The sequence below is a fragment of the Leclercia sp. LSNIH3 genome, assembly GCF_002935105.1.
GTDB classification, from domain to species: Bacteria; Pseudomonadota; Gammaproteobacteria; order Enterobacterales; family Enterobacteriaceae; genus Enterobacter; species Enterobacter adecarboxylatus.
In genome coordinates this window covers 3,530,852-3,541,824 of sequence record NZ_CP026387.1, presented here as the reverse complement: position 1 = coordinate 3,541,824, position 10,973 = coordinate 3,530,852, and the positions used below count along the sequence as shown (strand labels likewise).

Below are 10,973 nucleotides of genomic sequence, written 5' to 3'. Positions count from 1 at the left end.
CGATGGACGACCTGGATAACGCCCTCGGCTCCGAGAGCGGTTATACCGGGGCCAGAAGCATTGTGTTAATCAGCCTGCTGCTGTTTGTCGTCGCCGGGGTGTGGGCGTGGTACAGCATTCTGGATGAGGTTTCCACTGGCACCGGGAAGGTGATCCCCAGCTCCCGCGAGCAGGTATTACAGTCGCTCGACGGCGGGATCCTGGCAGAACTCAAGGTCCACGAGGGGGACCAGGTGCAGGCCGGGCAGGTGCTGGCTCGTCTCGACCCGACCCGCTCTGAATCCAACGTGGGTGAGAGCGCTGCCCGCTACCGCGCGTCGCTCGCCTCCAGCGCCCGTCTGCATGCAGAGGTGAACGATCAGCCGCTGGTATTCCCGCCTGAACTGGCGAAATGGACCGATCTGATCGCCGCTGAAACCCGGCTCTACAACTCCCGCCGCGAGCAGCTGGAAGACTCCCGGCGCGAGCTGCGCCAGGCGCTGGAACTGGTCAACACGGAGCTTGGGATCACCCAGCGGCTGGTGAAAACCGGTGCCGCCAGCCACGTCGAAGCCCTGCGCTTGCAGCGCCAGAAGAGCGACCTGGAGCTGAAGCTGACCGACCTGCGTTCGCAGTATTACGTCCAGGCGCGGGAGGCGTTATCCAAATCCAACGCGGAAGTGGATATGCTCTCTGCGGTGCTGAAGGGGCGTGAGGACTCGGTTACTCGTCTGACGATGACCTCCCCGGTGCGCGGCATCGTGAAGAACATTAAGGTCACCACCATCGGCGGCGTTATCCCGCCGAACGGCGAGATGATGGAGATTGTGCCGGTAGACGATCACCTGCTGATTGAAACCCGCCTGTCGCCCCGGGATATCGCCTTTATCCATCCCGGCCAGAAGGCGCTGGTGAAGATCACCGCTTACGATTACGCCATCTACGGCGGGCTGGACGGCGTGGTGGAGACCATCTCGCCGGACACCATCCAGGATGAAGCCAAACCGGAGGTGTTCTATTACCGGGTGTTTATCCGCACCAGCCAGGATTACCTGGTCAACAAAGCGGGCAGACACTTCTCGATTGTGCCGGGGATGATTGCCACGGTGGATATCAAGACCGGCGAGAAATCGGTGATGGACTATATGATCAAGCCGTTTAACCGGGCGAAAGAGGCGCTGCGGGAGCGGTAGAATTTCTTCCTCTCCCTGGAGGGAGAGGAGATATCGGCACGATCGGCTCCTTCTTCTGATATTGGCACGGTCGACTCCCTCTCCCTTCTGGGCTGAGGAAGCCCCATTATTTTATTGCCCTTACAGCAATGAAATAATCACAATATTTTAGAAGACTTACAGCGACTCCCCTGTCCGGCTGAAAATCGCCGAAGCGTTTCCGGAAGGCCGGGGCGAGGCGCAGGGACGCGCCGAGAGGGCATAGCCTGCATGGATGCAGGCTGGTGCCCGACCCGAAAGCCTGAAGGAATAAGCTGAGGGTACCGCGAAGCGGCGATTTTCTTTGCCGGGAGCCGGGGTAGCCAGGGGGGAGGCGGCGAGCCCCCCTGGCACGTTCACGGGTGACGCAGCTGACAGAGAAGCGCAGAACGTGAGGTGAACGGAACCGCCACCTGAGCCGCATGTTCCCCTCACCCCAACCCTCTCCCCAAAGAGGAGAGGGAGCCGACCGTGCCAGGTCTTTTGTGGGGATCCCTCATCCCTTCCGGGAGAAGGCTGGGGTAAGGGGGAGCAGCCTGCACCGATGCTACACCGCTATTTCACCGAAACAATAACGGCAATGATTCGTTAACCTTCTGCGCGAAAGCGGTCTCTGGCGCTGCACGAGGCGCAATAAAATCAGGGTGATTCATAACATGACTCGTGGCCAGATTGAGGGCACAGGTCATTTCATACAGCACTCTTTCCTGTTCAGCGCCGTTGCTGTTTTGCAGACTTTGGGCGCAAGCCTTAACCCGCAACACATTTTCCGTCATGCGCAGATTCGCCAGCTTGAACTCATCAGCCTGCTGACCGAGGGATTTCAGCTGTCCCCTGCTTTCTTGTAACGCGGTTTCAAGCTTATCAACCTCATTAGAGAGCCGGGACACCATAATGAAAAGTATGGCGATCCCTACCACGACAGGAACGATTAACCACCATGACAGAAACATGAGCGTAACCCTGGAAGAGACTGAAGGTAGTTAAAGTTTTATAGCTGGCTAATTAAGTTCAATAAGAGAAATGCATGAGTTTGATCGTTGCGCGATCGACTCCCTCTCCCTTGAGGGAGAGGGGAAACATGCGACTGAGGTGGTGGTTCCGTTTACCTTACGTTCAGCACTTCTCTGTCAATCGTGTCACCCGTGAACGTGCGAAGGGGGCTCGCCGCCGCCCCCTTCACAATCCCGGCTCCCGGCAAAGAAAATCGCCGCTTCGCGGATTATTCGCCCCATCCCTGGGGCTCACCCCTACGGGGCCAGCGCAGGCGCTGTTCAAAATTGCTCCCGGCAATTTTGTCCTCAGCTTATTCCTCCAGGCTTTCGGGTCGGGCACCAGCCTGCATCCATGCAGGCTATGCCCTCTCGGCGCGTCCCTGCGCCTCGCCCCGGCCTTCCGGAAACGCTTCGGCGATTTTCAGCCGGACCAGTGAGTCGCTGTAAGTGATTAATTATATTGTGACTATTTCATTGCGTTAAGAGCATTCAGATTGGCACGATCGGCCCCCTCTCCCCTATGGGGAGAGGGTTGGGGTGAGGGGAACATGCGGCTCAGGTGGCGGTTCCGATCACCTTACGTTCAGCACTTCTCTGTCAATCGCGTCACCCGTGAACGTGCGAAGAGAGTTCGCCGCCGCACGGCGATTCAGTGCGGCCTGATGCCCTCACCCCGAACCGTACACGCACCAGGAGCGCGCGCAACACGCCTTAAACGCCCGTAGCCTTCGGGTAAATCGTCAGATGCTTCTCTGAGCCATAAAACGGGATCACCAGAAACGCCATGCCCGCCGTTCCGCTGGCGAACTGCACCGCCATATCGCCGTTACGGGTAATGAACAGCATCCGGTCATGCCAGCGGCAACCGACGCTCATATCCGGGGTGCAATTTTTATACTTCGTTAATAGCACTCCCTCTTTGGTCAGGAAGAAGTAGCGGCTATCACTATCGGACGGTTTTGCCGCCGATTCATCCAGCAGCACGTAAGTCACCTCCCGCAGCGTTCTGTTTTGCGCATCCAGCGTTTTCACCTGCAACCGTCTGGCAGGATAGTTAAAGCGCAGCTCCACCATCGCCGCATTGTCGGCTCTGGCACGCAAGGTTTCGGCCAGATCGTTTGCGCCATAGTCCTTACCCCCGCCCGGCTTGAGCGGTTTCGTCATAAAGCGGTACACCGCGTGATGCCGAATATCCTGGCGGTTCGGATATTCGGCATTAAATTGCGCTTTTTGCGGGGCGTTGACGACGCAACCGGTGAGTAACAGCAAACATAAAAGGAGAGAAAGTTGACGCATTGAGGTTCTCCACGCAGGGTTTCAAAGAAGGTTGACGGTGCTCGCTAACCAGCCAGGAAGGTGTTCCCGATACCAGCTGAGATAACGTGGATAATCGCTTTTCTGCCGTGCATGCAGGAGTAAAACCACCTCCGTCACGATCCAGGCCTTCGCAATGGCAATCTCTTTGGTCAGGTCACGCCCGTCGGAATAACCGGCAATAAGGCGATAACGTTCGGCCATCGCCTTGAATGCCTGAGGGGTGCCCATCCCTTTAATCAGGGGGGCCAGATCGATAGCCGGGCTTCCCGTACCAAACCGCTCCCAGTCAAAAAGCACCCACTCACCGTTGTCTCTTCTTCCCCAGTTACCTGCATTACTGTCGCCGGATATCAGACCCGGATGACGAAACAACGCCTCGCTGTGCTGATGAAAACAGCGCATCTGCTGCGCTGCATGATCCGGCAGGGCCAACAGCGCGAGGGATGCCTCAAGCGCAGCGGCTGACCAGCCGTGGGAATGACGGGTCCATGACGGGTCCGGCGGATAAGCATGCAGGCGGGCCAACATCGACAGCACCTCGTCGCCCGCCACGGCCTCCTGATCCACCGGGTGCGGAATGTATTCCAGCCTTAACCTGCGCCGGGCGGCGTCGGCGGACAGCAGTGCGGGAGAAGCAACGCCCGCCAGACCAAGCCGCAGCGCAGCGGCGTGATAAAACGCAAACTCCACCTCGCTGACGGGGGATTTTTCAATAACCTGACGCCCCTCTTCATCGCGGATGAGCGTGACTTTCGCGGTCCCCATTCTGGATAAATTCTGCTCAGACATGCTTTATTCCTTTAATGGCTCATTCACTGCTGATTGCCAGTAAAGCGGCGACCCAAACGTCTCAACATAGTAATCAATCACCGCCCGCACGTTCAGCGGCGGGTGGCGCGTATGGGGGTAGACCGCCGCTATGTTGAGTGGTTCGGTATTGATGGAGGTCTCCCATTCCGGCAGCAGTTTCACCAGCTCACCGCTGTGGAACCTGTCGCCAATCAGCCAGTCCGGGAACAGCACTATCCCCATCCCGCCCAGCGCGGCGATAAGCAGGGTTTCGGCATTATTGGAGGACATCAGCGGAGAGACGGGATAGTGGGTCCACGCCTCGCCGGGTCGACGCAGCAGCCAGCGGTTGGGACCGGACGAGCCGCGATAGATCAGGCATTTGTGCTGCACAATGTCGTCCGGCGTTTCCGGCGCGCCGTATTTACGCAGATAAGCCGGGGAGGCGGCCAGATGATAAAACTGCTGGCCCAATACCCGGGCGTGAAACGTGGAGTCGGTCAGCGCGCCAATGCGAAAGATCACGTCGGCGGCATCCCGATGGGGATCGATGTAATCATCGGTCAGCGTCAGCTCAATGCTGAGGCGGGGATAACGCTCCGTCAGGCCGGGGAGGCCGGGGGCGATATGCCGCTGGCCAAAAAAGACCGGGGCGTTAATGCGCACCACGCCGGACGGCTCCCGCTTGCGCTCATCCAGCTCCCGGCGCGCATCGTCAAGATTGCCAAGCATCTGTCGAGCAAAACGAATAAAGAGATGCCCGTTCTCAGTCGGGATAATGGCCCGCGTATTGCGGTAGAAAAGCTGCTGGCCGAGCGCATCCTCAAGCTGATGAATGATGCGGGAAACCTGCGAAGCCGAAATCCCCTCCCGACGTGCCACCACCGAAAAATTCTGGGTTTCATAGACCGCCGTAAAGATCAGCAGCCAGCGAATCGTGATGTTTGTCGCGTCGTACATTGATGCATTTCCTGCACAGGTGTTTATTGCATTATGGCATTTTTCTCACGGATGTTCAGGCGTACGCTTCCCGGCCTGAACAATGGAGAGATGGCGTGGTATGCAACTGATATTGATTTTATTCGTTATTGCGGGCGGCATGGGGCTGTCCGTGGAGGCGGGATTGCTGGGGCCGCTCGGCGGTGAAGTGGGCGATCTGTGGGCAACGTTCAGCGTGTTCGGCGTCGGTGCCGCCCTGACGTTTTTGCTGATGCTGTTTTTCAGCCCGCGCAACAGCCCGTCGTTTTTCACCCAGCCCTCATGGCAACTGCTGGGTGGGGTGCTCGGCCCGGTCTACGTGATTATTCTGACCATCGCCACACCCGCGATTGGCATCGCCATGACCATGATTGGCATCCTGGCGGGGCAGGTCTTTAAGAGCCTGATCATCGACCACTATGGTCTGCTGGGAACGCCGCACCGCAAAATTGACAGTAAACGTATCATCGCGCTGGGCTTCATCATCGCCGCGCTGGTGCTGGTTGCACGGGGGTAAGAGAACGTTATGACATTAATTATGATTATTCTGGCGGTGATTGGGGGCGCGACCCTGAGCATTCAGGCCGCCATTAACGGCCAACTGGGCAGCAGCGTTGGGGTCTTTAAAAGTGCCTTTCTGACCTTTTCCGTCGGCGCGCTGATCACCGCCCTGCTGATCTTCTTCTTTGAGCCGAAACAGGCGGTCACCCTGCTGGATGTGCCCAAATGGCAGCTGCTGGGCGCGATGTTCGGGGTGCCCTATATCGTGATCATGGTATTTGCCGTGCAGCGTATCGGTACGGCGGTCGCCACGGTGGCGGTGATTTTCGGGCAACTGACCATGAGCATGCTGATCGACAACTTTGGCTGGCTGGGCAACGCGGCGATTCCCTTCTCGATGAGCCGTCTCGGCGCCATCCTCTGCCTGGGGATCGCCCTGTTCTTTATCTACTCCAGCAGCAGAACGCCTGAAACGGCGGATGAACCTGCAACGGAAACCGTCCGCGACTAACCTCATGCCCGGCCTGCCTCCCTCGCAGGCCGGGTAAGCCATGCGCCACCCGGCAAGCCCATTCGCCAGCGCGCGGCAAATTGGGTATCATCCCCTCCTCTTTTTTCCTCCGGTCTGCCTGATGTCTGCCATTATCGATACCTTTATTGCCCCGCCGTGCCACACCCCGATAGAGACGCTCTGGCAGGACGATCATCTGGTGCTGATCAATAAGCCCAGCGGGCTGCTCAGCCTGTCGGGCAAGAATCCGCAAAACCTCGATTCCGTGCATCACCGGCTGGTGCAGACATTTCCCGGCTGCACCCTGGTGCATCGCCTGGATTTCGGCACCTCCGGGCTGATGGTGATTGCCCGTAACAAGGCGATCAATGCCGCTCTCTGCCAGCAGTTCAGCCAGCGCAGCGTCAGCAAAATCTACACCGCCCTGCTCTGCGGCCATCTGGCCGATGACGACGGGGTGATAGACGCCCCCATTGCCAAAGATCCGGCCCTGTTCCCGCTGATGTCGATTTGCGCCATCAGCGGCAAGCCCGCCCGCTCCCGCTATCGGGTCATCGAGCGCTTTTATCATCATGAAAACGTGCCGGTGACGCGGGTCGCCCTCACCCCGGAGACCGGTCGCACCCACCAACTGCGTATTCACTGCCAGCAGTTGGGCCACCCCATTCTGGGCTGCGACCTGTACGGCGGGCTTCTGCCCCCCGGCACCGAAAAGACGCCGCGACTGATGCTGCACGCCAGCGAGCTGCATTTTGTCCATCCCATTAGCGGGGAACCGATGGTTGTTCGCAGTGCCAGCCCGTTCTGAAATCTACCCGGTCGCCAGCGTAAGATAGGCTTTTACCGTTTCACTGGTTGGCTGGCGTCGGCTGATTAACACCAGATTGGCGGTTAAGTCAGGCTCATTCAGCGGGCGATACACCAGGCCCGGAATAGCCACCTGCTGAAGGGGGGCCGGAACCAGGGCCAGCGCCAGCCCGGTTGCTGCTATCGCTAACGTGCTCAGGGTGCTGCCCGAGCGGTACGCGATATCACACTTCTCCCCCAGCTTTTGCGTGAGCATGATAAACAGATGCTCATGCACGTCGTGCGCTTCATAGAGCACCAGGGGTTGTCCGGCCAGCATGTCGACCGTCAGGGCCGTCTGCTGCGCAAGGGGATGATCGTCCGAAAGCGCGACATGGATCTTCCAGTCACCTATACGCTTGACCGCAATGTCCGGTGCCGTGATGTTGCTGTGCGCGGGGGTATAACCGATGTCCAGATGCCCGGCCAGAATGGCCTCGACCTGCTCCTGCGGGCCGGCCTCGTGGATCAGCAGTTCAGCATCAGGATAACGTTGATGGAACAGGCGCAGGTCGGCGATCAGCTTGCCGCTAAAAATGGCGTTCCCGGCAAAGCCCACCCGGACCCGGCCCGTCTCTCCGCGCAGGGCGCGCTCCACGCTTAGCCGGGTATGTTCGGCCTGCTCCAGCGTCCGCCGGGCTTCAGCCTGCAGCAATAGCCCGGCTTCGGTCAGCTCTACCCTGCGACTGGTACGGATAAACAGCGCCCCGCCCAGCTCATCCTCCAGCGCCTTGATCTGCATGCTCAGGGCGGGCTGCACGATGTTAAGACGCGCCGCAGCCCGGCCAAAGTGGCCCTCTTCGGCGACGGCTAAAAAATACCGCAGATGACGTAACTCCATGCCCAGCCTCATCGATAATTAAAACTGATTGATCGGTCATATTTCTCTATTTCATTTTATCGCTTTCTGGCACCACACTACATCAGGTCAACTCACAGGAGAAAAAGCGATGCACGATAAACTTACCGACCGCCAGCAACTCAACGATCTGATGAATGGCTGGATGCACCGGGATTTAAGCGAATGGGCACAGCTACGCGATCTGTTCCACCCGGACGGCACCATTGAGATCACCTGGTTTGAAGGGCTGGGAAGCGACTTTGTCGAGGGTTCCATGCGCATGGGCGCATCGGATTTACGCACCAAGCACCTTATCGCTACGCCCGCAGTAACCTTCAATGCCGTCGGGAATAAAGCGATCCTTGAAACCAACGCCATCATCATGGCGGAGAATGTGAAGCTGAATATTGGCTGCGAATGCCACAACCGCTTTTACGATCTGGCCGAAAAACGAGACGGCGTATGGCGGCTGTTCCGTCGTCAGAGCGTTTACGACATGGGGACCTTTACCTTCCCGATGGGCCCGGTAGAGGTTGACCAGCGCATCGTGGCGAAGTATCCACGGGAATATGCTGCGCTGGCGTATCTGCTGGAACAGAGCGGCTTCCCACTGGGACGCGTATTTGCTACCCGCGGTAGCGAGCTGGAGGCAACCATGAAAGCCGCGGCTCAAAGCTGGCTGGCCGCCTGACAGTTCCCTGACCGCATCCGCGGTGTTCTATACCCTCCATCATTCGGGTTGTGTGAAGGCGGCGATGCAGTGAATCCCAGGCGCTGACTTCAGTGCGTGACGGGAGTGAGCGAGTCAAGCCCACGCGCAGGCGGCTTGTACCAGGAAGGGTATAAACCTGGATTACCTGTTAGGGTGCTATTTCCAGTCTTAATAACAGAGGTGAAAAATGCCGGAAGAGTTGAAAGATAACGATATCAATGCCCTGTATCAAAAACTGAATGCCATTGCTCAGACCGGGTTAACCTTTTCAAAAGATGTGTTTGATACCGAACGTTATGAAACGCTTCGTCAAATCGCCACGGAGCTTATGGCTTCGCGCTTCGATATTGACCGTGAGACGCTCCATCATGTGTCCGAATCCGGGTACGCCACACCCAAAACGGATGTGCGGGCCTTTATTCTTCGTGACGGCAAACTGCTGATGGTTCGGGAAGTCGCAGACGGCTTATGGAGCTTACCCGGTGGCTGGGCAGACGTGGGCGACACCCCTTCCAGCGCCGTCTGCCGCGAGGTTGCCGAAGAGACGGGGTTGCAGGTCAAAGCGACCAAACTGCTTGGCGTCTGGGATCGCAACCTTCATGGTCATCCGCCCCTGCCATGGCATGTTTATAAGCTCATTTTTCTGTGCGAAGAGATCGGCGGCAGCCTGACCCTCAACCACGAAACCACCAGCCTCGGATTTTTCGACATCAACGAACTGCCAGAATTGTCGCTGACGAGGATTGTTGCCGAAGAGCTGGAGGTCAGCATGGCGATCGCCACGTCAGATCGCCCGACCTGGTTTGACTAAGTAAGGCTGATTCAATGGAAAGACGCTATGTCGCGGCGGATGTTTTTACGGATAACCCCTTTATGGGCAACCCTGTCGCCGTCGTTTTAGAGGCAGAAGATCTGAGTCCTGAGCAAATACAGTAGATTGCCGTTGAGTTTGGCTACAGTGAAACCACCTTTATCCTTCCGCCAGAGATTGCTGCCCATACTGCGCGAGTGCGCATTACCCCTCGCGTGAGATCCCGTTCGCGGGCCATGCTTAGATACAGTCTCTTCAGATGGGTCAGGACGTTGATAGGGGGCGGGTATATTTTCTTTATACGGAGTATGACGCCTCGTCAGGCAAAACCGTTGTTCGCGTGGGCGGTAACTGTGTCATTACGATGGAAGGCGCAATTAGCCTGTAACGTTGTACAGACGGCTCCCCTCTCCTCTTAAGGAAAAGGGGAGCCACCCTCACCCCACCTGCTGCACCTCGGGTGCCAGATACACCCGCACATAGCGCACAAACTTGCCGACAAACACCCCGGCGAACAGCCCGCCGGTGATAATGACGAACGCACTCACCCCAGGGCGCTGCAGCACCTCGGGTGCGATGGCGCTCATCACCCCCAGCACGTACTTCACCGCGAAGGCGAGCATCATAAAAGGCAGGGCGGAGTAGTCTGCTGCACGATAGAGGCTGCGCGGCGCGGCGGCGCGCGCAATCGCCGTGCGTTTGATCAGGATATAGCCCATCGCCGCGCCGCTGAGTAGCCCCACCAGCCACAGGGAGCCGGTCGCCAGCGTCAGCGTGCGGAATACCAGCAGATCGTAGATATCCCAGATCAGAAAAAGAGCCGGGATGATGGCCAGCTTCTCCAGCGTCACCGTGGCGGGCTTACGCGCCTTGATGCCCCGGCTGAGGAGAAACAGCAGGATGAGATAGACCCAGAAAGGCGTATGGATCAGGATACCCGAAATGAAATCAATCATATGGTTCACCGTTGCAGCACCTGGATGACACCGTGTCACCGCTCCGGCTCAGTATTGCCTATGGCATCCGCTTCACCATCATACTTTATCAGGGTATTTAATCTCGCCCTTCGCTTACTCTTTTAGAAGTACCCTTTTCAATGAATCATTGTAATCTATGCATAATATACTCACCCGCTTCGCTAGATTATTTTTTAGTCGCCCTTATAAGATGTGAATAATATAAAAATCAATTAAGACTAATCCCACGTATTTTAATTTTTTATGCACTATGGATCCGTTAACACCTTTGTAAACATACGTAAAGAACCCCGCCACGCCTGGACTCGCACGCTTCAGCGAGACACAGAAAAACAGGCAAAGCCGCCCTCCCGGAAGGTCGTTTGATAACATAACCTTGTAGAGAAATAGTATAAAAACAAGCGAGCCGATATTTTCTCCAACTCATCATGCGTACTGGAAATTATTGGAAAAACTCCGGTTTGACGATTTAAAAATAGTGACTAAATTTAATTCTGAACGACAC

General features: G+C 57.2%; 12 protein-coding genes and 1 pseudogene. 7 read left to right on the top strand and 6 right to left on the bottom strand.

Annotation, left to right across the window (positions count from 1 at the left end):
* Positions 1 to 2 precede the first annotated feature (2 nt).
* Positions 3 to 1,172 (top strand): HlyD family efflux transporter periplasmic adaptor subunit, encoded by a 1,170-nt coding sequence (locus tag C3F35_RS17265; RefSeq protein WP_103792627.1) that lies wholly within the window; start codon positions 3 to 5, stop codon positions 1,170 to 1,172.
* Positions 1,173 to 1,750: 578 nt separating this feature from the next.
* On the opposite strand, the gene C3F35_RS17255 is transcribed toward C3F35_RS17265, so the two are convergent.
* From C3F35_RS17255 to C3F35_RS17235, 4 genes are all read right to left on the bottom strand, one after another.
* The gene (locus C3F35_RS17255) at positions 1,751 to 2,143 is read right to left on the bottom strand and encodes a hypothetical protein (protein WP_103792487.1); all 393 of its coding nucleotides are present in this window, start codon (positions 2,141 to 2,143) and stop codon (positions 1,751 to 1,753) included.
* A gap of 753 nt (positions 2,144 to 2,896) precedes the next feature.
* Positions 2,897 to 3,481: a hypothetical protein gene (locus C3F35_RS17245; RefSeq protein ID WP_164529998.1), complete on the bottom strand. Its 585-nt coding sequence runs from the start codon at positions 3,479 to 3,481 to the stop codon at positions 2,897 to 2,899.
* Positions 3,482 to 3,502: 21 nt separating this feature from the next.
* Entirely contained in the window at positions 3,503 to 4,291 is a 789-nt protein-coding gene (locus C3F35_RS17240; protein WP_103792489.1) for a phosphotransferase family protein, read from the bottom strand.
* A gap of 3 nt (positions 4,292 to 4,294) precedes the next feature.
* Positions 4,295 to 5,251 (bottom strand): LysR family transcriptional regulator, encoded by a 957-nt coding sequence (locus C3F35_RS17235; RefSeq protein WP_103792490.1) that lies wholly within the window; start codon positions 5,249 to 5,251, stop codon positions 4,295 to 4,297.
* Between the two features lie 100 nt (positions 5,252 to 5,351).
* Between C3F35_RS17235 and C3F35_RS17230 the strand changes: the two genes are divergently transcribed.
* The 3 genes from C3F35_RS17230 to C3F35_RS17220 all read left to right on the top strand — a co-directional run bounded on the left by C3F35_RS17230 (position 5,352) and on the right by C3F35_RS17220 (position 7,089).
* The gene (locus C3F35_RS17230) at positions 5,352 to 5,786 is read left to right on the top strand and encodes a DMT family transporter (protein ID WP_103792491.1); all 435 of its coding nucleotides are present in this window, start codon (positions 5,352 to 5,354) and stop codon (positions 5,784 to 5,786) included.
* Between the two features lie 9 nt (positions 5,787 to 5,795).
* On the top strand, positions 5,796 to 6,281 hold the full coding sequence (locus C3F35_RS17225; RefSeq protein WP_059307350.1) for a DMT family transporter: 486 nt from the start codon (positions 5,796 to 5,798) through the stop codon (positions 6,279 to 6,281).
* A 121-nt stretch (positions 6,282 to 6,402) separates the two neighbouring features.
* Positions 6,403 to 7,089: an RluA family pseudouridine synthase gene (locus C3F35_RS17220; protein ID WP_077227778.1), complete on the top strand. Its 687-nt coding sequence runs from the start codon at positions 6,403 to 6,405 to the stop codon at positions 7,087 to 7,089.
* 3 nt (positions 7,090 to 7,092) lie between these two features.
* On the opposite strand, the gene C3F35_RS17215 is transcribed toward C3F35_RS17220, so the two are convergent.
* Positions 7,093 to 7,968 (bottom strand): LysR substrate-binding domain-containing protein, encoded by an 876-nt coding sequence (locus tag C3F35_RS17215; protein ID WP_103792492.1) that lies wholly within the window; start codon positions 7,966 to 7,968, stop codon positions 7,093 to 7,095.
* Between the two features lie 109 nt (positions 7,969 to 8,077).
* Between C3F35_RS17215 and C3F35_RS17210 the strand changes: the two genes are divergently transcribed.
* The 3 genes and pseudogenes from C3F35_RS17210 to C3F35_RS17200 form a co-directional block, all read left to right on the top strand.
* Positions 8,078 to 8,659 (top strand): nuclear transport factor 2 family protein, encoded by a 582-nt coding sequence (locus C3F35_RS17210; protein ID WP_103792493.1) that lies wholly within the window; start codon positions 8,078 to 8,080, stop codon positions 8,657 to 8,659.
* Positions 8,660 to 8,867: 208 nt separating this feature from the next.
* Positions 8,868 to 9,491, top strand: coding sequence for an NUDIX hydrolase (locus tag C3F35_RS17205; RefSeq protein ID WP_103792494.1), 624 nt, complete (start codon positions 8,868 to 8,870; stop codon positions 9,489 to 9,491).
* A gap of 14 nt (positions 9,492 to 9,505) precedes the next feature.
* Positions 9,506 to 9,729, top strand: a pseudogene (locus C3F35_RS17200) (PhzF family phenazine biosynthesis isomerase); the annotation flags it as partial.
* A gap of 199 nt (positions 9,730 to 9,928) precedes the next feature.
* Here the strand turns inward: C3F35_RS17200 and C3F35_RS17195 are convergent.
* A complete protein-coding gene (locus tag C3F35_RS17195; protein ID WP_103792495.1) occupies positions 9,929 to 10,447 on the bottom strand; it encodes a hypothetical protein in 519 nt (172 codons plus the stop codon).
* Between the last annotated feature and the right edge of the window lie 526 nt (positions 10,448 to 10,973).

Bases quoted from the DNA above. Each gene is read 5' to 3' on its own strand.
- C3F35_RS17265 (WP_103792627.1), top strand. From the start codon at position 3: ATGGACGACCTGGATAACGCCCTCGGCTCCGAGAGCGGTTATACCGGG.
- C3F35_RS17255 (WP_103792487.1), bottom strand. From the start codon at position 2,143: ATGTTTCTGTCATGGTGGTTAATCGTTCCTGTCGTGGTAGGGATCGCC.
- C3F35_RS17245 (WP_164529998.1), bottom strand. From the start codon at position 3,481: ATGCGTCAACTTTCTCTCCTTTTATGTTTGCTGTTACTCACCGGTTGC.
- C3F35_RS17240 (WP_103792489.1), bottom strand. From the start codon at position 4,291: ATGTCTGAGCAGAATTTATCCAGAATGGGGACCGCGAAAGTCACGCTC.
- C3F35_RS17235 (WP_103792490.1), bottom strand. From the start codon at position 5,251: ATGTACGACGCGACAAACATCACGATTCGCTGGCTGCTGATCTTTACG.
- C3F35_RS17230 (WP_103792491.1), top strand. From the start codon at position 5,352: ATGCAACTGATATTGATTTTATTCGTTATTGCGGGCGGCATGGGGCTG.
- C3F35_RS17225 (WP_059307350.1), top strand. From the start codon at position 5,796: ATGACATTAATTATGATTATTCTGGCGGTGATTGGGGGCGCGACCCTG.
- C3F35_RS17220 (WP_077227778.1), top strand. From the start codon at position 6,403: ATGTCTGCCATTATCGATACCTTTATTGCCCCGCCGTGCCACACCCCG.
- C3F35_RS17215 (WP_103792492.1), bottom strand. From the start codon at position 7,968: ATGGAGTTACGTCATCTGCGGTATTTTTTAGCCGTCGCCGAAGAGGGC.
- C3F35_RS17210 (WP_103792493.1), top strand. From the start codon at position 8,078: ATGCACGATAAACTTACCGACCGCCAGCAACTCAACGATCTGATGAAT.
- C3F35_RS17205 (WP_103792494.1), top strand. From the start codon at position 8,868: ATGCCGGAAGAGTTGAAAGATAACGATATCAATGCCCTGTATCAAAAA.
- C3F35_RS17195 (WP_103792495.1), bottom strand. From the start codon at position 10,447: ATGATTGATTTCATTTCGGGTATCCTGATCCATACGCCTTTCTGGGTC.